Here is a 17,961-nt window from a genome sequence, read left to right on the forward strand (position 1 = left end):
GTGGCGGCAATGCCACGGTGACCGCGACCCGCACGACCAGCTCGGCTTCGCTGTCGGCATCGATCGCGGACGGCTCGTCGCTGAACGTCGACGGCCACGTCATCACCTTCAAGAACGCGCCGGTGCCGGGTTCGAGCAACGCTCCGGCGATCCCGAGCGGCTTCGGCGTCAGCGGCAACGTCCTCACCGACGGCAACGGTAACTCGACGGTCTATCTGCAGTCCGGCACGGTTGCCGACGTGCTGAAGGCGATCGACCTTGCCACCGGCGTGCAGACGGTCTCGATCAACGCCAGCGGCGTTGCAACGCTTACGACCGCCACCGGCCAGTCGAATTCGACGATCAATACCTCCGGTCAGCTCAAGCTCTCGACCGGCGTCAATGCCGATCTGTCGATCACCGGCACCGGCAACGTGCTCAACGTTCTCGGCCTCGGTGGTAACACCGGCAATGCGACGGCGTTCACCGCGGCGCGCACCTCGGGCGTCGGCGGCCTCAGCGGCAAGACTTTGACCTTCTCCGCCTTCAACGGCGGCACGGCGGTCAACGTCACCTTCGGCGACGGTACCAACGGCACGGTCAAGACGCTCGACCAGCTCAATACGCAACTTTTGGCCAACAACCTGTCCGCAACGATCGATGCGAACGGCTTGCTGACCATCACCGCATCCAACGACTATGCGTCCTCGACGCTCGGTTCGACGACCGCCGGCGGCGCGATCGGCGGTACGCTCACGTCTGCACTGACGTTCTCGACGGCATCCAACCCCATCCAGGATGCGGTTGCACAGACGGCCCGTGCGAACCTGGTGTCTCAGTACAACAACATCCTGAACCAGATCGACACGACCTCGCAGGACTCCTCGTTCAATGGCGTCAATTTGCTGAACGGTGATCAGCTCAAGCTGGTGTTCGACGAGACCGGCAAGTCGAGCCTCAACATCACCGGCGTGACCTACAACTCCAAGGGTCTGGGCCTCGCTGCCTTGACCGTCGGTGTCGACTTCATCGACAACGCCGCGTCCAACCGCGTGCTGACCAACCTGAACGCCGCGTCGAGCACGCTGCGCTCGGAAGCCTCGGCGCTCGGTTCGAACCTCTCGGTGGTGCAGGTGCGTCAGGACTTCAACAAGAACCTGATCAACGTGCTGCAGACCGGTTCGTCCAACCTGACGCTGTCCGATACCAACGTCGAGGCGGCCAACAGCCAGGCGCTGTCGACCCGCCAGTCGATCGCGGTCTCCGCGCTGTCGCTGGCCAACACTTCGCAGCAGAGCGTGCTCCAGCTGCTCCGCTAAGCATCTGGTATCGCTAAATAAAATAAGAGCGGCGGGGTCATTTGCCCCGCCGCTTTTTTGCGTCCGGAGGCGGGCAGGGACGTTCACCGCGCATTAACCCTATCCCTTAAACCGGCGTTAACCATACTTTAAAGGACAGCCTCTAAGACTGGACAAAAGCCCGCTTTCAAGACCGCGCGGCCGATTCGTACCCGGTTCAAGAGGAAGACTCGCCAATGTCCAACATCGTTCTCTCGGCGTCCGTTCGCCAGAACCTGTTGTCGCTGCAGTCGACGGCCGACTTGCTGGCCACGACGCAGGAGCGGCTGTCGACCGGTAAGAAGGTCAACACAGCGCTCGACAATCCCACCAACTTCTTCACGGCCCAGGGGTTGGACAACCGGGCGAGCGACATCGGCAACCTGCTGGATGGCATCAACAACGGTGTGCAGGTGCTCCAGGCCGCGAACACCGGCATCACCTCGCTGCAGAAGCTGATCGACAGCGCCAAGTCGATCGCCAACCAGGCGCTCCAGACCACGGTCGGCTATTCTACGAAATCGAACGTCTCCACCACGATTCCCGGTGCGACGCCCGCCGACCTGCGCGGCACGACCTCTTATGCGAGCGCGACCGCCAAGAGCAACGTGCTCTATACCGGCGCAGCCGGTGGCGTGACCCCGGTCACGGGAACCGCCGCGCTCGGCGCCTCGCTGGGCTCGAACGCGGGCACGAATGTCGGGTTCGCCGCGACCGCGGCCGACGGTACGACTGCACTCTCCGGTACCACCACGCTGGTCGGCACCACGACATCCACCACCTTCGGCGCGCCGCCCGCGGATGGCGACACCATCACGGTCAACGGCAAGACCATCACCTTCCGCACCGGTATTGCCCCGACGACGCAGCCGACCGGCTGGGGCCTCAACCCCAGCGGGCACATCGCCACCGACGGTAACGGCAATTCGATCGTCTACGAGGGAACGCCGGCTGCGCCCGGCGCAACTATCAACGACGTCCTCAGCGCGATCGACCTCGCCAGCGGCGTCAAGACCGCGGCAATCAGTGCAGGCGCGGCAACCATTACGGTCAGCGGCTCGAGCGGTCCGATCGGTACGCTGCAGGTGGCATCGTCCGTCACGGGCGGCCAAGTCACGCTGAAGAGCTCGACCGGCGCCGATCTGAGCGTGACCGGCAAGGCCGACTTCCTCAACAAGCTCGGTCTGACCGCGGCGACTGGCGCGGGCAATGCGAGCGTGACCGCGGACCGATCGACCACCGCGGGCTCGCTCGGTTCGCTCGTTCAGGACGGCTCGACGCTGAACATCGACGGCCACACCATCACTTTCAAGAACGCCCAGTCGCCCCAGTCGGCGTTGAGCGTGACCTCCGGCGGCGTCAACGGCAACATCGTCACCGACGGCAACGGCAATTCGACCGTCTACCTCCAGAGCGCAACGCTCTCCGATCTGCTCAACTCGATCGACCTTGCCACCGGCGTCAAGACCGCCAGCATCTTCAACGGCTCGGCGACGCTGTCGACCACCGCGGGCCAGATCCCCTCGTCGGTCAATAGCAGCGGCCAGCTTGCGCTCTCCACCGGCATCAACGCCGACCTGTCGATCACCGGCACCGGCAATGCGCTCAACGCGTTCGGTCTCAGCGGCAATACGGGAACGGCGACCGCATTCGCCGCGGCGCGCAACTCCGGTGTTGGTGGCGTCGCCGGCAAGACGCTGACCTTCACCTCCTTCAACGGCGGCACGCCGGTCAGCGTCACCTTCGGCGACGGCACCAATGGCACCGTCAAGACGCTCGACCAGCTCAATGTGCAGCTTCAGGCCAACCACCTGACGGCGACGATCGACGCCAACGGCGTGCTGACGGTCACCACCGTCAACGAGTACGCATCCTCGACCCTCGGCTCGAGTACCGCCGGCGGTACGGTCGGCGGTACGCTCACCGGCGTGCTGGCCTTTACCACCGCGCAGCCCCCGATTCAGGATCCCGTCGCGCAGACCGCGCGCTCCGGTCTGGTCAGCCAGTTCAACAACATCCTGGCGCAGATCGACACGACCTCGCAGGACTCGTCCTTCAATGGCGTCAACCTGCTCAACGGCGACACGCTGAAGCTGGTCTTCAACGAGAACGGCAGCTCGACGCTCGGCATCAACGGCGTGGTGTTCAACGCGGCCGGCCTCGGTCTCAGCAATCTCGTTCCGGGCACGGACTTCATCGACAACGGTGCCACCAACAAGGTGCTGGCCAGCCTGAATGCCGCCTCGAGCACGTTGCGCTCCGAGGGGTCTTCGCTCGGTTCGAATCTGTCGATCGTGCAGGTGCGTCAGGACTTCTCCAAGAACCTGATCAACGTTCTGCAGACCGGCTCGGCCAACCTGACGCTGGCCGACACCAACGAGGAAGCGGCGAACAGCCAGGCGCTGTCGACCCGCCAGTCGATCGCGGTGTCCGCGCTGTCGCTGGCCAACCAGTCGCAACAGAGCGTGTTGCAGCTGCTCCGCTAATTTCGCGGCGCAAATCACTCATCGATTTCGCGGCGGGGCTAACGCTCCGCCGTTCATTTTACGGAGATCGCTAAGGCAGGATTAGCTGAGATCGACGCGCACCACGCGTGACGTGTTTACAGCGTGCACATGCGCGTCTAGCTTCACGATGACGAGGAACTCCGAGGCCCGTAATAATCCGGAGTGCTTCCAAGCACACATGTAAGCAAATCTTAAGCGGTGCTGCCTAGGGTCAGGAAAGAATTCCTTAAGCGCGTTCAACGCGCTAGGTAACCTCCAGGGTGTGATTGATGTCGAATTCCGCTGCCTCGGCCTACGCGCGTGTTGCAACGACCACCGCATCTCCTCGCGACATCGAAGCGCAGACCCTGCTCAAGGCCGCGAACAAGCTTCAGGATGCGATCAACAGCGCCGAGCCGTTCAGCGAGCAGACCACGCAGGCCCTGATGTTCAATCGCAAGCTCTGGACGATTTTCCTGAGCGAGGCCATGCGCGAGAACAATCCGCAGCCGATCGACGTCCGGCAGAAGATCGCCAACATCAGCGTGTTCGTGCTGAGCCAGACCGCCGCGCTGCAGATGAGCCCGCAGTTCGATCATTTCCGTCCGCTGATCGAGATCAACCGCAATATCGCCGCTGGTCTGTCCGGCCGTCCGTGATCGAGCACGGCTCGTTCCGCTTCGGCAACACCAAATTCATGCTGACGGATAACGGCAAGACGCAGATCACGAACGTCGTCACCGGTCCCGCGACCGGTTCGAGCGATCTCGATGTTGCCGTTGCGAGGCTCGACGCCTGATTATCAGGCGCTGCGGTCCGTGCTGGCCGGACGCGAGGGCTCGGATTTCAAATCCTGCGCATGGAAATAGGCCCGCCGGCGCAGCATTGCTTCGTCGGGGAACTGGTTGACCACCGCGTCGGTCCTGTCGTTGACGACCTGGAAGACGAAGGACGCCGCCGCCTGGTCGAACACGACCTGGCGTGAGACGTTCTCGTTGCTTCGCAAATCATTGCGTGCAGGCGCGCTCGCCTCGCCAGCGGCCACTGTCTGGCTCACGGGCAGATCGGTTTGCACGGCCTCGTTCGCCGCCGCATTGGACGTCGTTACGATTTGCACGGCGACCGGTATCCCCACCGGCCTGATGCTGAAATCTGTACTCATGGCAGCCTCCTGGTTGCCTCACGTGAGTCAAATCCCAACCCCTCTCAATACGCAACCATGGAACACCAGGATTGAACACCCGGTAAGGAAACGTGCCTAACCGCGCGCCGATGTTGCCGCGCGGCTTTTCGTAAAATTGTCGTTTGTTATTGCGCGCGCTCAGAGCGAGCGGCTGACCGCGAGCGGCGTGATGTGGCGTGGGCCCGGCGTGGCGCGGCGTCCCGCGGCCGTGTAGGTGTTCGGCACGTTGCGCTTCTGGATCTCGGCGTTGACGCCGCGCACGACGCTCTCCGAGACGGCGTGAGCGGTTGCGAGCACGGTGAGATTGACCTGGAGCATCGCGCGGAATGCATCATGGTGCCGATGCAGCGTCGAGAGCAGCTCGGGCGCGGATTTGGCGAGCTGGGCCTGGTTCGCCTTCAACTGGGTGACGGCGCCGACATAGTTTCGCGACAGCTCCTGCTTCTTGCTCTCGAGGGTCATCGCCTCGCGGACCTGGCCGGCACGTACCAGCTCGGTCTCGCGCTCGATCAGGCCGAGCAACGCACTCATCGCATCCATCAACTGCTCGGCGATCTTGCGCGCCTCGGCGCTGCCGGGTGCGGTGTTCGGGCGCTGCGCTTGCACCGGCTGACGCGAGGCGTTGAAGTGGTTCATCTCGTTTGACCTTATGCCGTGCGGATCGTTTTTGCCTGCTGCATGATCAGGGTGCGATAGACGTCGGTGGCGATGCCGACGCCGCCGGCGTTGGCGAAATTCTTGGAATATTGCTCGGTCAGCATCGAGCGCCATACGCCGGTGCCAGGCGTGTCGCCGAACGGGCCTTCGCCCTTCAGGCCCGAGGTCATCTGCGAGAACATGCTGTTGAGGAACATCGCCTCGAAGTCGGTGGCGATCTTCTGCGCCTTGGCCTGCTGCTTCGGCGAGACCTTTTGCAGTGCCGCCGCGAGATCGAAGTCCGGCCGGCCGTTGCGGCTCTCCACCGAGAAGGCGGAGCTGGCGACCCGTGCGGTGTTGACCATGCCGGTCTGCATCACATCACCTCGATGTCGGCTTCGATCGCACCGGCGGCCTTGATCGCCTGCAGGATGCTGATGAGATCGCGCGGGCCGATGCCGAGACCGTTGAGGCCGTCGACGAGCTGCTGAAGCGAGACGCCGTCCTTGACGACGGCGAACTTCTTGCCGTCCTCGGTGACGCTGACGCTGCTGCGCGGCGCGACCACGGTCCGGCCCCGGGACAGCGGGTTGGGCTGGCTGACCTGCGGGCTCTCGGAGATCGTGACGGTGAGGTTGCCCTGTGCGACCGCAACGGTGGCGACGCGGACGTCGCGGCCCATCACGATGATGCCGCTGCGTTCGTCGATGATGATCTTGGCGGCGAGATCCGGATCGACCTGGAGCTGCTCGATCTCGGTGAGAAAGGCGACGACGTTGCCCTTGAACTCCGGCGGGATCGCAAGCTGCACGGTCGATGGGTCGATCGGCTCGGCGGTCTTGACGCCGAGATAGTCGTTGATCGCGGCGGCGATCCGCTTGGCCGTGGTGAAGTCGGCATTGCGCAGCGCAAGGCGGACGTTCGGCAGGCGATTGAGCGCGAACTCGATCTCGCGCTCGATGATGGCACCGTTGACAATGCGTCCGACGGTCGGCACGCCACGCACGATTTTCGCCGCCTCGCCCTCGGCTTGGAACCCAGAGATCGCGAGCGAGCCCTGTGCGACCGAGTAGACGTTGCCGTCGGCGCCGAGGAGTGGGGTGACGAGCAGGGTGCCGCCCTGGAGATTCTTGGCGTCGCCGAGCGCGGAGACGGTGACGTCCATGCGCGTGCCCTGGGTGGCGAAGGCCGGCAGATTGCCCGTCACCATCACGGCGGCGACGTTGCCGGTGCGGATGGTGGCGCCCCGGATGTTGACGCCCATGCGCTCGAGCATCGCTTGCAGCGACTGCTTGGTGAAGGGGATGTTGTTGAGGGTGTCGCCGGTGCCGTTGAGGCCGACGACGAGGCCGTAGCCGATGAGCTGGTTCTGCCGCACGCCTTCGATGTTGGCGAGATCCTTGATGCGCGATGTCGCGCTTGCAGAATTGACCGAGAGCACCAGCGCTGACAGCGCGGCGCAGGCCACCCCCACAAGTCTCACCCAACGAACGCTTGGCATCCTCTGCTCCCCGAGGCTCCTCAAATCAAAGGACCATCACGACACTCCCATGACGAGCTGGTCCGACGCTGTCCTTGCGAGCGCTGTGCCAACTCGGGGCAGCGGGGGTAGGTCGCTGAATAGGTTGAATAAATCTGTTTCGAGCGACCTCAGCCGGTGTTGTCGCTGAGGAGCGAAACTGCCGCCCGTCGGCAGATTTTGCCGGGCTGTTTACGGGCCGTTAACCATAAAACGGCGAATGTGCCGCATCGATCACCCGGATTGCTTCCGATGCGCATCTACGGACCGAACGGCACCACGCTTGGAACGCCGGCCAGCCAGGCCAGGCGGACGAGCTCCGGCACCTTCGTGTTGCCCGACGCCTCGTCGGCGCCGGAGACGCGGGGCGCCGCCGCACCGAAGGCGGCCGCCAACATTGACGGGCTGCTCGCGCTGCAAGGCATCGAGGAGGATCCCGTCGAGCGTCGCAAGCGCTCGGTCGTGCGCGGAAAGACCGCGCTCGACGTGCTCGACGATCTCAAGATGGGACTTCTCTCTGGCAAGCTCGACGCCTCGACCGTGATGCGGCTGCGTGACGCTGCGGCGAACCTGAAATCGTCCTCCGGCGACCCCGGCCTGGATTCGGTGCTGTCCGAGATCGAGCTGCGCGTCGAGGTCGAGCTCGCCAAGGCCGGGCAGGCATAGCGCCTTACGCCGCTTCATCCTTCAACTGCGCGTCGTAGCGGCGCTGGGCGGCGAGCACGTCTTTCAGATTCTGCTCGGCCCAATCGCGCAGGGGATCGACGGCTGCAGCGAGCGTCACGCCGAGTTGCGTGATCGAGTATTCCACGGTCACCGGCACGGTTGCGATGGCGTGACGCTTGAGCAATCCGTCGCGCTCGAGCGACTTGAGAACCTGGCTCAACATCTTCTGCGAAATGCCTTCGATCGTCCGGCGCAACTGATTGAAGCGCATCGGCTCCTCGCGCAGGAGCAGCAGGATCAGCACCGCCCATTTGTCACCGACGCGGTCGAGGATCTGTCGCGTGGGGCAGTTCGCTGCATAGACGTCTGGCTTCATCGTCGGGTCCTCACGATCCATTCCGCTCATTTGCCGGCCGCCGCCGGTTACCCCTGTGTAATCAGGTAAGCACAAAGTGCTCTCTTAACACCAGCGCTCTTTGCGATATCTAGTCACCATTGGTTACTACAGAAGCAAAGGAGCCTTCCATGAAAATCGCAGTTGCCGGCGCCTCGGGCCGGGCCGGGTCGGAGATCACCAAAGAACTGTCCCATCGCGGCCACACGGTTACGGCCATCGCCCGCAACCCCGAGAAGATCGCGGCCCTGCCGAACGTCACCCCCACCAAGGGAGACGTGCTCGACCAGCCAGGCCTTGCCAAGCTGTGGGCCGGGCACGACGTCGCCGTGAGTTCCGTGCACTTCCTGGCCAGCGACGCGCTCAAGCTGATCGGCGCGGCCAAGGACTCGAAGGTCGGTCGTTACTTCGTCGTCGGCGGAGCCGGCAGCCTGGAGGTGGCTCCGGGCGTCAAACTGGTGACAACTCCCGGTTTTCCGGCTCAGTACAAGGCCGAGGCGGAGGCGGGTTCGGCCTTTCTCGACCTGCTGCGGCAGGAAAAGGAGCTGAACTGGACCTTCATCTCGCCGTCGGCCCTGTTCATCGAGGGGGAGCGCACCGGCAAGTTCCGGCTTGGCAGCGATCAGCTTCTCGCAGATGCGAACGGCAAAAGCTGGATCACCTTCGCGGATTACGCCATCGCGCTCGCCGACGAGATCGAGCGGCCGGCCCATGAGAGGCAACGTTTCACGGTCGGCTACTAGGTCTACGGCCGCTCCCGGGCCCTTCAGGATAAACCTTTCCTGTGCAAGGGCTTGGGGGCGCCGGTCGGGCGATCAGGGAAAGATTGTCTGTCACAGGAGGCCGCTATATAACGCCCCGCTCAGCGGACCCCGTTCCGCGTACGAGTCGTTGCTTAGACAGATAGGCCGCCCTTGGAAAAGTTGAAAAACTACCGACCGACCGAAAAAGAGCCTTTCATGAACGACAGGCAGAAGGAGTACTTCCGCTTGAAGCTCCTCGCCTGGAAGGATGAGATCCTCAAAGAGTCCAAGCTCACCCTGCAAGCGCTGCAGGAGGAGAACGTGAACCACCCCGATCTCGCCGATCGGGCATCGTCCGAAACCGACCGCGCCATCGAACTCCGTGCCCGCGACCGCCAGCGCAAGTTGATCGCCAAGATCGACGCCGCGCTCCAGCGTATCGAGGACAACACCTATGGCTATTGCGAGGACACCGGCGAGCCGATCTCGTTGAAGCGGCTCGAGGCCCGTCCCATCGCGACGCTCTCGGTGGAGGCGCAGGAGCGCCACGAGAAACGCGAGAAGGTCTATCGCGACGAATAGAGTCCGAGCCGCAGCGATGCGGCTCTTTGTTTTTGAACGCAAGGCGCGCCTTTTCGCGTCGTGATCAGCATTTTGCCTGTCGCTTGCAACCGCGCGTTCGGCGCGCGGGCGCAATCGCGAAAAGTGAATCGCGATCAATGGGCTAGACTCAACTCCTCCGAGCTCACGTGAGTTCGGATGAGAAACAGCCTTCACTTCAGGTGCGGGAGGTTTTGCGAGTCGCATCAAGGACATCGACTCGAATGCTGAGGCACTGGTCCAGCAGCTTCAGGCATTGCTGCAATCAGGCCTGGTGCGACGCTGCAAGGTGCGCATCCCCATAAAGCCCGGACCAGCTCAATATTTCCTTAAACGCCGGCGCAGCCGATGAGGCTTGCCGTGATGTGGCCGATCAGCGTCCGCAGCTCATTCCAGCTCGGGCTGGCAATGACGTGCGGCCGCGCGGCCCCGCGCTTGTCACGCCCGGGCGGGGATGCTGAAGTACCGCCCTCGATTGTGGTGTGTAGGAGCGGGCGCCGATGGACACAATTCTCGCAGCCGCAAAGGCGATCGCGCTGGCGCGCCGCAACCATGCGCCGCTCGCGGCGCTCGAAGTTCCTCCGGCCGATGAAGCCGAGGGCTATCAGGTCCAGCGGGCGCTGCACGATCTGCTGCTGCCGCATGCCGGCCCGCTGGTCGGTTACAAGATCGGCTGCACCAGCCAGGTGATGCAGGATTACATCGGCATTCCACACCCTTGCGGCGGCGGCGTGTTCCAGAAGGGCGTGCACGACAGCGGCGTGCGGCTCGCGGCTGCCGACTATGTCCGCGTCGGCGTCGAATGCGAGATCGCGGTGCGGCTGAAGCGCAATCTTGCCGCCGGCGAGGCGCCGTTCACGGCCGAATGGGTCGGCGAAGCCGTCGAGGCCTATCATCCCGCGATCGAAATCGTCGACGACCGCTATGTGAAGTGGGAAACAATGGGCGCGCCGACGCTGATCGCCGACGATTTCTTCGCAGCCGGCTGCGTGCTGGGCGAGGTCGTGCCGCGCTCGTCGGTGCCGGACCTGAAGGCGGTCAAAGGCCGCGCCATCGTCAACGGCGAAGAGGTCAGCCACGGCACTGGCGCCGACGTGCTCGGCCATCCCCACAACGCACTCGCCTGGCTCGCCAACCATCTCGCCGCCGAGGGCAAGGGTCTGCACGCGGGCCAGCTCGTTCTCACCGGGAGCCTGGTGAAGACGCTGTGGCTGAAAGCCGGCGACAAGGTGCGGATGGAGCTGGACGGGCTGGGGATCGTGGAGGCGGAGTTTACGTGATCTCTCCGCGCCATTGCGTGCGAAGCGAAGCAATCCAGAGTCCCTCCGCGGAGAGGCTCTGGATTGTTTCGCTGCGCTCGCAATGACGGAGGTTGGGGCCGCGGCGTCGCTACGATCGTGCACCTGGCCGGCTGTACGCAGCGGCACCATCGCCAAAATACATGCGGCCCTCGCCAGGGGAGCTAGCGAGGGCCGCGTTGTACATCGTCGTCCGCGCCTAGGTTCGCGAACACGATGTGGGAGCTCGGGAGAAGGCTAGAAGGGCAGCAGCACGTCCATGACTTGCTGGCCGTAGCGCGGTTGCTGCACGTCCATGATCTGGCCGCGGCCGCCGTAGGCGATGCGGGCCTGCGCGATCTTGGTGGAATCGATGGTGTTGTCGCTCTGGATGTCTTCGGGACGGACGATGCCGGCGACGATGAGCTCGCGGATTTCGTAGTTGACGCGGATCTCCTGCTTGCCTTCGACCACGAGGTTGCCGTTGGGCAGGACCTGGGTGACGACGGCCGCGACGTTGGTCTGCAACGCTTCCTTGCGGTCCACGCTTCCTTTGCCCTCGCTGGACGCGGTCGAGTCGGCGGTGAGGATGCGGCCGGGCAACACCTTCTGCGCTTGGGCGCCCAATGTCTTGGCGCCGATGAAGTCGGTGATCCCGGAATCCTCCTTGTTGGTGCGGCTGCGCTGGGTGTCGTTTTCGATATTGGCCTTGTCGGTGATGTTCACGGCCACCGTCAGGAGATCGCCGACCTGATGGGCGCGCTGGTCCTTGAAGAAGGCGCGGCTGCCGTTGCGCCACAGCGAGTTCGGATTGTAGGAGGCGACTTCCGGCTTCGGCATCGGCATCTGCACCGGCTTGTAGCCTGGCTGCGTCGTCGGATTGTCGATCGCCGACAATTTCGGCTGCTCGCCGATCTGCGACAAACGGTCGATCGAGGAGCAGCCGCTCGCCAGCGCGCAAGTCGCCAGCAGCAGGGCAGAGATCGCGATGCGACGGGGACGAAAAGCCGAACTGAACCTGGACATGACTTACTCTGACTTGGCTGGAGCTTGCGAGACGCGAACTTGTGGGATCTGGGCTTGCGCGATCTGGGCCGGGGATGCCGGGGTCTGGACCAGGTTCCGGACGAGGGCTGCGGTATCGACGGGGGCGGGCGCCTCGTCACGCTTGAGCGAGGAGGTCTGCTCGACCGCGGCCGGCATCGGCGCGGCCTGGCTGGCGCCCTGGACCGTCACCTGGCCGCGGCCGGTGACGACGCCGCTCAGCGTGCGCTTGGTCTGCAGGTTGAGCACGCTGATGGTGTCGCCCTCGGCGCCGCTCTCGATCGCCTTGCCGCGCGTGGTGAGATAGATTCCGGGGACCTGATAGATGACGGTGACGTTCTGGTCGCGCTGCACGAAGTCGGGCTTGACGATGTCGGCGACGCGGATCGGCGTCCCCGCCCGCATCGGCCGGCGGAGCTGCATGCCGAGCGTGCGATCGCGCGAGGCGGCCTCACCCGTGACCTCGGCCTTTGGTCGGCGCTCCAGGGCGACGTCGGAGGCCTTCAGGAGATCGACACGATCGATGTCGCGCGTCAGCACGGCCACTTCCACCGTCTCGATCGCGGTGCCGGTGAAACGCAGCTTGGTCGGCGCCGGATTGCTGTCGTTGTTGATCTCGAAGGCGATGTCGAAACGGCCGCTGCGGGCGTCGTAGCGGGTTGCGACTGGCTGCAGCACGCCGGTGTTGGAGGCATCCAACCGCATGTCGGCGATGCCGCGGTCGAACGTGACGGTGATGTTGGCGGCGTCGCCAAGTCCGAAGCGGCGCTCGAGCGCCGCGGCGACCGCGGTTTCGAGGTCCTTGTTCACGAGCGTGCGGGCGAGACGGGTGACCTGGACCTCCTTGAGGTCGCCGGTCATCACGCCGATCACCTGCTTTGCGCGCAACACCGCCAGCACTTGCGCGACCGGCAGCGCACCGGTGGTGCCGAGATCGGGCGAGCGGTAGACCGGGATCAGCGCGGCCGAGCCGGCATTGTCGATGAGATCGCCGACCCGCACCACGTCCGAGGTCACGGTGATGCTCGCGCGCAGCGTCGGCGTCGCGATGAAATCGTCGGCGGCCCGTGCGGGCAGCGCCAGCACGAGGAGAGCGGAGATGGTGGCGAGGGCGGTGCGGATCATCGTCATCACCTCAGCGGAACAGCGCCGTGGTCGACTGCATCATCTGGTCGGCGGCGCTGATCACCTTGGCGTTCATCTCGTAGGCGCGCTGGGCGGCGATCAGGTCGCTCATTTCCGAGACGACGTCGACATTGGCCTGCTCGAGGCTGCTCTGGGTGATGTTGCCGAAACCTTCGGAGCTCGCGGTACCGTCCTGCGGCGGGCCGGAGGAGGGCGTCTCGGTAAACTGATTGTTGCCGACCGGCTGGAGGCCGGCCTTGTTGATGAATCGGGTCAGGCCGATCTGGCCCTGGACGGCCGAGGTCGACGAACCCGGCAGCGTCACCGAGACCTGGCCCTGCACGTTGATGGTGAGGCCCGAGGCGTTGTTCGGGATCGTGATCGTCGGCTGCACCGGGTTGCCCTGCGCGGTGACGATGCGCCCCTGATTGTCCATCTGGAAGGTGCCGTCACGGGTGTACTGGTAGCTGCCGTCGGGCATAAGGATCTTGAAGAAGCCTTCGCCCGTGATGGCCATGTCGAGGTCGTTGCCGGTCTGCGACAGCGTGCCCTGGGTCATGCTGCGCGGGGTGCCGACGGTCTTGACGCCGCCGCCGATGTCGACGCCGACCGGCAGGATGGTGCCCTGGTCGGACGACTGGGCGCCGACCCGGCGGACGTGTTCGTAGATCAGGTCCTGGAACGCCGCGGTCTGCTTCTTGAAGCCGGTGGTGCGCAGGTTCGCGATGTTGTTGGAGATCACCTGAACGTTGAGTTCCTGTGCCGCCATTCCGGTTGCTGCGGTGTGAAGCGCCTGCATGTCAGTTCTCCCTCAATCAGGCCGGAACGTCGGCGAGCTTCTCGATCGCCGATTTGTGCATGTCACTCTGCTGCTGGAGCAGGGTGGCCATGGCGGTGTAGCTGCGCATGACCTCGACCATGCGGCTCATCTCGCCGACCGAGTTCACGTTCGACTTCTCGACATAGCCTTGCTGCACGGTCGACTTGGTGTCGGTCTGCGGGACCGCGGAGCCGATGTTGTAAAGGTTGGCGCCGAGCTTGGTCAGCTTGGCCGGATCGTCGAACGAGGCCATGCGGATCTTGCCGCGGATCGAGTCGTTCTTGGCCGTGCCCTCGAGCACCGTGACGGTGCCGTCCGGCGCGACGTTGATGTCGTGGTCGGTCGGCTGGAAGGTGATCGGGCCGCTGGTGCCCAGCACGAGGTTGCCGTCGGAGGTGACGAGCTGGCCGGTGCTGTTGAGCGAGAATTTGCCGTCGCGGGTGTAGCGCTCGGCGCCATTGGCCTGCACGGCGAAATAGGCGTTGCCGCTGATCGCCATGTCGAGCGGATTCTTGGTCGGCTCCATCGGCCCCTGGCCGACGTCGCGGAAGGTGCCGCGGTCCTGCACATAGGAGACCCGGCGGTCGGAGCCGACGAAATTGTCCTCACGCGCGTTCGAGTTGAGGTACTCCTCGAACAACGAATGGTCGGCCTTGAAGCCGTTGGTGTTGGCGTTGGCGACGTTGTTGGCGATGACATCCATCTGCCGTTCCAACGTCATCTGTCGTGACAAGCCGATCAGAAGCGCGTTCTGCATCGGAAATCTCCCCTGAGTGAGATCCGCCAGCTCGCTCTCCCAAGCGCATTGGCCGATCCCGTGAACGAGACCTCGGGTTCTCCCAAACCCTGGGTCTCGATCCTTTCTCAGCGAAACTCGTGCCAAGCCGGAAAAGATTGTAATTTCAAAAACTTGTCTATTTTTCGAGGACGCGGGGAGGCGGCAGAAAGGGTCTGTTAGCCATGTTTGCCCGGCAGATTTTTCCTAGCGAAGGCCCAATCGAAAGGTTCCGTTAACCATTATTACCGTAGCGTTTGGGCGTAAGAGGAGCACTGCGCTGGGGCATTTGTATCGCGTCACTGTCTGCCAGGAGCTTCGCTCTTTCGACCCCTTTGAGAGATGAGCGAGCGCGGCGATCATGGCAGAGAATGAAGCGGAAGGCGGCGCAGCCGCTGAGGGCGCGCAAGCCGCTCCGCCCAAGAACAAGTTCAAGCTGATGATCATGGCGGTAGGCCTGCTCGCCGTTCTCGGCGGCGGCGCCGCGACCTGGTTCTTCTTTTTCCGTCACGGCGACGACGAGCATCACGCCGAGGCGGCGCCTCCGCCGAAGCCGCCGTCCTTCGTCGAGGTTCCCGATATCATGGTCAACCTCGCCGGCGCGCCGGGCGAGCGCGTGCAATATCTGAAGCTCAAGATCGTGCTGGAGCTGAAGGAAGAGAAGCAGGTCGAGGCGATCAAGCCGACGATGCCGCGCATCACCGACATCTTCCAGACCTATGCGCGCGAGCTGCGCTCCTCCGACCTCAACGGTTCCGCCGGCATCTTCCGCCTCAAGGAAGAGCTGACCAAGCGCGTCAACGCCGCGGTCGCGCCGGTCCAGGTCAGCGCGGTGCTGTTCAAGGAAGTCGTGATCCAGTGAGCATGACGGGCTAGGGATCATGGCAGGCACCGACCAACCAGACCAGGATGCAATTGCCGCCCAATGGGAGGCCTCGCTCGATTCCGAGGATCCCGCCGAGGCCGCGAAGGCTGCTGCCGAAAACGAACTATCGGAGACCATGGCCCTGCAATGGGCCGCCATGGTCGAGGATGGCAGCCGCGATCTTGGCGCCGGCAAGAATTCCGGCGAACGGGTGCTGTCGCAGGAGGAGATCGACAACCTCCTCGGCTTCGCGGTCGGCGACGTCACGCTCGACGACCATTCCGGCATTCGCGCCATCATCGATTCGGCAATGGTCTCCTACGAGCGTCTGCCGATGCTCGAAATCGTCTTCGACCGCCTGGTGCGGTTGCTGACGACCTCCTTGCGCAATTTCACCTCCGACAACGTCGAAGTCTCGCTCGACCGCATCACGTCGGTGCGCTTCGGCGACTACATGAACTCGATCCCGCTGCCCGCCGTCCTCACCGTCTTCAAGGCCGAAGAGTGGGACAATTTCGGCATGGCCGTGGTCGATTCCAGCCTGATCTACTCGATGATCGACGTGCTGCTCGGCGGTCGCCGCGGCTCGAGCCAGCTGCGCATCGAGGGCCGGCCCTACACCACGATCGAGACAGAGTTGGTCAAGCGGCTGGTCGAGGTCGTCATGGCCGATGCCGAACAGGCGTTCAGGCCGCTGTCGCCGGTGACCTTCACCATCGACCGGCTCGAGACCAACCCGCGTTTCGCCGCGATCAGCCGTCCTGCCAACGCCGCGATCCTAGTGCGCCTGCGCATCGACATGGAAGATCGTGGCGGCAACATCGAGCTCCTGCTGCCTTACGCGACCATCGAGCCGATCCGGGGCGTCCTGCTCCAGATGTTCATGGGTGAAAAGTTCGGCCGCGACCAGATCTGGGAAGGTCATTTCGCCACCGAGATCGTCCAGGCCGAGATCTCCGTCGACGCCGTGCTCTACGAAGCCGACATTCCGCTCAAGCAGCTGATGCGGCTGAAGGTCGGCGACACGCTGCCGCTGGACATGCGCGCGGATGCCAACGTCACCGTTCGCTGTGGCGACGTCACCATCACCGAAGGACGCATGGGCCGGGTCGGCGACCGCGTCGCGATACGGGTGACGAAACCCTTGCGCAAGCCAAGTACGACACTTGCGATGTTCGAAAAGGTCGACGAGCAGAACAAGATGATGGAGGCCCCATGAACCACTCCCTAGGAATGGCGATCGAGACGCTGGTGGCTATCCTGCTGATGCTGACCATCGTCTACTGCGTCACGCTGAACAAGCGACTGACGCGGCTGAAGGCGGACGAGCATTCGCTGAAGGCGGTCATCGGCGAGCTGATCACCGCAACCGAGATCGCCGAGCGCGCGATCGGCGGACTGAAGCTCGCCGTGCGAGACGTCAACGAGAACCTCGGCAGCCAGCTCGCGTCGGCGACCCAGATGTCCGAGCAGCTCTACAAGCAGCTCGGCGAAGCCGACAACGTGGTGCGGCGGCTGTCCAAGATCGCGATCGCCGCGCGCCCCGTCACTAACCCGGAAATGGTCGCCGCGCCCGCAGCCAAGCCCTCGTCGGCGAAGGCGGTGGCGGCTGCGGCCGAAGCCTTCTCCCAACGCCGACGATCCAACGGTCTTGCCGCATAAAGTCAGGGTATGAAGTCTTTTCGCAACATCCGCGTCATTCCGATCGTGCTGGTTGCCGTCGCTGGCCTCGCCACGCTGAAGGTCACGGGTCTTGTGATCAATGGCGGCTATGTCTTCGACTACAAGCCGAGCCCGACCAAGAAGTCCTGGGCGCAGGAGAATCTGAACTTCCCGGCCAGCCGCGAAGATCCCGATATCACCGGCTCGACCCATGGCGCGCCGAAGGAGGCGCCGAAGCCGGCCGCACCCGACACCAAGTCCGAAGGCGCGGCGGTCAAGGAGGAAGCCCAGCCGCAGATCTCCGCCTCGGAGCGCGCGATCCTGGAACGCCTGCAGTCGCGCCGCCAGGAGATCGAGGCCCGCCAGCGCGAGATCGACATCCGCGAGAGCCTGTTGAAATCCGCCGAGAAGCGCATCGAAAACAAGGTCGAGGAGATGAAGGCGGTAGAAACCCGTATCTCCGCGACGCAGGCCGAGCAGAAGGCCGCCGAAGCCCAGCGCATGAAGGGCCTCGTGACCATGTATGAGGGCATGAAGCCCAAGGACGCCGCGCGAGTCTTTGACCGGCTCGAGATGGGCGTGCTGATCGAGATCGCCTCGCAGATCGCGCCGCGAAAAATGTCGGACATCATGGGACTGATGTCCCCCGAGGCCGCCGAGCGGCTGACGGTCGAGATGGCCCGGCGAGCCAATGGCGGCGGCGATCAGTCCGCCTCGGCCGGCGAGCTGCCCAAGATCGACGGCAAGCCGACGCAAAAGCCGAATTGAGGGCTCATACTTAAGAAGTCCTTAATTGCCAAAATCTACAGTCTGGGGCAGGGGCCGGCACCAATGCCGGCGTGGACCGTCG

At 64.0% G+C, this 17,961-nt stretch carries 21 protein-coding genes; 12 read left to right on the plus strand and 9 right to left on the minus strand.

All coding sequences use genetic code 11. The features are described from left to right. From AC0L3J_RS16140 to AC0L3J_RS16155, 4 genes are all read left to right on the plus strand, one after another. The coding region (locus AC0L3J_RS16140) for a DUF1522 domain-containing protein (RefSeq protein WP_473347657.1) at positions 1-1,298 on the plus strand (1,298 nt) is incomplete at its 5' end. 215 nt (positions 1,299-1,513) lie between these two features. After that, positions 1,514-3,802, plus strand: coding sequence for a DUF1522 domain-containing protein (locus AC0L3J_RS16145; protein ID WP_473347658.1), 2,289 nt, complete (start codon positions 1,514-1,516; stop codon positions 3,800-3,802). A gap of 290 nt (positions 3,803-4,092) precedes the next feature. Next, positions 4,093-4,461 carry a flagellar biosynthesis regulator FlaF gene (gene flaF, locus AC0L3J_RS16150; RefSeq protein WP_007612319.1) on the plus strand — a complete coding sequence of 123 codons (369 nt, stop codon included), beginning with the start codon at positions 4,093-4,095 and terminating at the stop codon, positions 4,459-4,461. Beyond that, entirely contained in the window at positions 4,458-4,601 is a 144-nt protein-coding gene (locus tag AC0L3J_RS16155; protein ID WP_473347659.1) for a hypothetical protein, read from the plus strand. Before flaF ends, AC0L3J_RS16155 begins: the two co-directional genes overlap by 4 nt. A 3-nt stretch (positions 4,602-4,604) precedes the next feature. Here the strand turns inward: AC0L3J_RS16155 and AC0L3J_RS16160 are convergent, their stop codons facing one another. The 4 genes from AC0L3J_RS16160 to AC0L3J_RS16175 all read right to left on the minus strand — a co-directional run bounded on the left by AC0L3J_RS16160 (position 4,605) and on the right by AC0L3J_RS16175 (position 7,122). Beyond that, the gene (locus AC0L3J_RS16160; protein ID WP_247406883.1) at positions 4,605-4,964 is read right to left on the minus strand and encodes a hypothetical protein; all 360 of its coding nucleotides are present in this window, start codon (positions 4,962-4,964) and stop codon (positions 4,605-4,607) included. Positions 4,965-5,123: 159 nt separating this feature from the next. Further along, entirely contained in the window at positions 5,124-5,621 is a 498-nt protein-coding gene (locus tag AC0L3J_RS16165) for a hypothetical protein (RefSeq protein ID WP_027518929.1), read from the minus strand. A gap of 11 nt (positions 5,622-5,632) precedes the next feature. Next, a complete protein-coding gene (flgJ, locus tag AC0L3J_RS16170; RefSeq protein ID WP_063995718.1) occupies positions 5,633-5,998 on the minus strand; it encodes a flagellar assembly peptidoglycan hydrolase FlgJ in 366 nt (121 codons plus the stop codon). Then, on the minus strand, positions 5,998-7,122 hold the full coding sequence (locus AC0L3J_RS16175) for a flagellar basal body P-ring protein FlgI (RefSeq protein ID WP_007602120.1): 1,125 nt from the start codon (positions 7,120-7,122) through the stop codon (positions 5,998-6,000). Before AC0L3J_RS16175 ends, flgJ begins: the two co-directional genes overlap by 1 nt. A gap of 270 nt (positions 7,123-7,392) precedes the next feature. Between AC0L3J_RS16175 and AC0L3J_RS16180 the strand changes: the two genes are divergently transcribed. Beyond that, a complete protein-coding gene (locus AC0L3J_RS16180) occupies positions 7,393-7,806 on the plus strand; it encodes a flagellar assembly protein FliX (protein WP_473347660.1) in 414 nt (137 codons plus the stop codon). Between the two features lie 4 nt (positions 7,807-7,810). Here the strand turns inward: AC0L3J_RS16180 and AC0L3J_RS16185 are convergent, their stop codons facing one another. Next, positions 7,811-8,182 carry a winged helix-turn-helix transcriptional regulator gene (locus AC0L3J_RS16185; protein WP_275169997.1) on the minus strand — a complete coding sequence of 124 codons (372 nt, stop codon included), beginning with the start codon at positions 8,180-8,182 and terminating at the stop codon, positions 7,811-7,813. A gap of 149 nt (positions 8,183-8,331) precedes the next feature. On the opposite strand from AC0L3J_RS16185, the gene AC0L3J_RS16190 reads away from it, so the two are divergent. The 3 genes from AC0L3J_RS16190 (at position 8,332) to AC0L3J_RS16200 (ending at position 10,823) form a co-directional block, all read left to right on the plus strand. Beyond that, positions 8,332-8,943: an NAD(P)-dependent oxidoreductase gene (locus AC0L3J_RS16190; protein ID WP_473347661.1), complete on the plus strand. Its 612-nt coding sequence runs from the start codon at positions 8,332-8,334 to the stop codon at positions 8,941-8,943. A gap of 216 nt (positions 8,944-9,159) precedes the next feature. Next, positions 9,160-9,525 carry an RNA polymerase-binding protein DksA gene (gene dksA / locus AC0L3J_RS16195; RefSeq protein WP_008554760.1) on the plus strand — a complete coding sequence of 122 codons (366 nt, stop codon included), beginning with the start codon at positions 9,160-9,162 and terminating at the stop codon, positions 9,523-9,525. Positions 9,526-10,043: 518 nt separating this feature from the next. After that, entirely contained in the window at positions 10,044-10,823 is a 780-nt protein-coding gene (locus tag AC0L3J_RS16200) for a 2-keto-4-pentenoate hydratase (protein ID WP_473347662.1), read from the plus strand. A gap of 255 nt (positions 10,824-11,078) precedes the next feature. Here AC0L3J_RS16200 and flgH read toward each other — a convergent pair whose 3' ends face one another. Genes flgH through flgF form a run of 4 tightly spaced genes read right to left on the minus strand, consistent with a single transcriptional unit; the run spans position 11,079 to position 14,566 of the window. Next, positions 11,079-11,846 (minus strand): flagellar basal body L-ring protein FlgH, encoded by a 768-nt coding sequence (gene flgH / locus AC0L3J_RS16205; protein WP_027567596.1) that lies wholly within the window; start codon positions 11,844-11,846, stop codon positions 11,079-11,081. 3 nt (positions 11,847-11,849) lie between these two features. Then, on the minus strand, positions 11,850-12,989 hold the full coding sequence (gene flgA, locus AC0L3J_RS16210) for a flagellar basal body P-ring formation chaperone FlgA (protein ID WP_473347663.1): 1,140 nt from the start codon (positions 12,987-12,989) through the stop codon (positions 11,850-11,852). 10 nt (positions 12,990-12,999) lie between these two features. Next, a complete protein-coding gene (flgG, locus tag AC0L3J_RS16215) occupies positions 13,000-13,788 on the minus strand; it encodes a flagellar basal-body rod protein FlgG (RefSeq protein WP_007602131.1) in 789 nt (262 codons plus the stop codon). Positions 13,789-13,804: 16 nt separating this feature from the next. Then, the gene (gene flgF / locus AC0L3J_RS16220) at positions 13,805-14,566 is read right to left on the minus strand and encodes a flagellar basal-body rod protein FlgF (protein WP_456769149.1); all 762 of its coding nucleotides are present in this window, start codon (positions 14,564-14,566) and stop codon (positions 13,805-13,807) included. 379 nt (positions 14,567-14,945) lie between these two features. On the opposite strand from flgF, the gene fliL reads away from it, so the two are divergent. From fliL to AC0L3J_RS16240, 4 genes are read left to right on the plus strand one after another with little or no spacing between them, the layout of a single operon-like run. Further along, complete coding sequence (gene fliL, locus AC0L3J_RS16225) at positions 14,946-15,446, plus strand: flagellar basal body-associated protein FliL (protein ID WP_247287339.1); 501 nt, start codon at positions 14,946-14,948, stop codon at positions 15,444-15,446. 19 nt (positions 15,447-15,465) lie between these two features. Continuing rightward, positions 15,466-16,668 (plus strand): flagellar motor switch protein FliM, encoded by a 1,203-nt coding sequence (gene fliM / locus AC0L3J_RS16230; protein WP_027567600.1) that lies wholly within the window; start codon positions 15,466-15,468, stop codon positions 16,666-16,668. Further along, on the plus strand, positions 16,665-17,111 hold the full coding sequence (locus AC0L3J_RS16235; protein WP_473347664.1) for a DUF6468 domain-containing protein: 447 nt from the start codon (positions 16,665-16,667) through the stop codon (positions 17,109-17,111). The genes fliM and AC0L3J_RS16235 overlap by 4 nt, the downstream gene beginning before the upstream one ends. 9 nt (positions 17,112-17,120) lie before the next feature. After that, positions 17,121-17,879: a MotE family protein gene (locus tag AC0L3J_RS16240; protein WP_247362564.1), complete on the plus strand. Its 759-nt coding sequence runs from the start codon at positions 17,121-17,123 to the stop codon at positions 17,877-17,879. Positions 17,880-17,961 lie beyond the last annotated feature (82 nt).

It is taken from the genome of Bradyrhizobium sp. Kon37, assembly GCF_055807535.1.

Excerpts from the sequence above, each read along its gene's own strand:
- AC0L3J_RS16145 (WP_473347658.1), top strand. The coding sequence starts at position 1,514 with ATGTCCAACATCGTTCTCTCGGCGTCCGTTCGCCAGAACCTGTTGTCG.
- flaF (WP_007612319.1), top strand. The coding sequence starts at position 4,093 with ATGTCGAATTCCGCTGCCTCGGCCTACGCGCGTGTTGCAACGACCACC.
- AC0L3J_RS16160 (WP_247406883.1), bottom strand. The coding sequence starts at position 4,964 with ATGAGTACAGATTTCAGCATCAGGCCGGTGGGGATACCGGTCGCCGTG.
- AC0L3J_RS16165 (WP_027518929.1), bottom strand. The coding sequence starts at position 5,621 with ATGAACCACTTCAACGCCTCGCGTCAGCCGGTGCAAGCGCAGCGCCCG.
- flgJ (WP_063995718.1), bottom strand. The coding sequence starts at position 5,998 with ATGCAGACCGGCATGGTCAACACCGCACGGGTCGCCAGCTCCGCCTTC.
- AC0L3J_RS16175 (WP_007602120.1), bottom strand. The coding sequence starts at position 7,122 with ATGCCAAGCGTTCGTTGGGTGAGACTTGTGGGGGTGGCCTGCGCCGCG.
- AC0L3J_RS16180 (WP_473347660.1), top strand. The coding sequence starts at position 7,393 with ATGCGCATCTACGGACCGAACGGCACCACGCTTGGAACGCCGGCCAGC.
- AC0L3J_RS16185 (WP_275169997.1), bottom strand. The coding sequence starts at position 8,182 with ATGAAGCCAGACGTCTATGCAGCGAACTGCCCCACGCGACAGATCCTC.
- AC0L3J_RS16190 (WP_473347661.1), top strand. The coding sequence starts at position 8,332 with ATGAAAATCGCAGTTGCCGGCGCCTCGGGCCGGGCCGGGTCGGAGATC.
- dksA (WP_008554760.1), top strand. The coding sequence starts at position 9,160 with ATGAACGACAGGCAGAAGGAGTACTTCCGCTTGAAGCTCCTCGCCTGG.
- AC0L3J_RS16200 (WP_473347662.1), top strand. The coding sequence starts at position 10,044 with ATGGACACAATTCTCGCAGCCGCAAAGGCGATCGCGCTGGCGCGCCGC.
- flgH (WP_027567596.1), bottom strand. The coding sequence starts at position 11,846 with ATGTCCAGGTTCAGTTCGGCTTTTCGTCCCCGTCGCATCGCGATCTCT.
- flgA (WP_473347663.1), bottom strand. The coding sequence starts at position 12,989 with ATGATCCGCACCGCCCTCGCCACCATCTCCGCTCTCCTCGTGCTGGCG.
- flgG (WP_007602131.1), bottom strand. The coding sequence starts at position 13,788 with ATGCAGGCGCTTCACACCGCAGCAACCGGAATGGCGGCACAGGAACTC.
- flgF (WP_456769149.1), bottom strand. The coding sequence starts at position 14,566 with ATGCAGAACGCGCTTCTGATCGGCTTGTCACGACAGATGACGTTGGAA.
- fliL (WP_247287339.1), top strand. The coding sequence starts at position 14,946 with ATGGCAGAGAATGAAGCGGAAGGCGGCGCAGCCGCTGAGGGCGCGCAA.
- fliM (WP_027567600.1), top strand. The coding sequence starts at position 15,466 with ATGGCAGGCACCGACCAACCAGACCAGGATGCAATTGCCGCCCAATGG.
- AC0L3J_RS16235 (WP_473347664.1), top strand. The coding sequence starts at position 16,665 with ATGAACCACTCCCTAGGAATGGCGATCGAGACGCTGGTGGCTATCCTG.
- AC0L3J_RS16240 (WP_247362564.1), top strand. The coding sequence starts at position 17,121 with ATGAAGTCTTTTCGCAACATCCGCGTCATTCCGATCGTGCTGGTTGCC.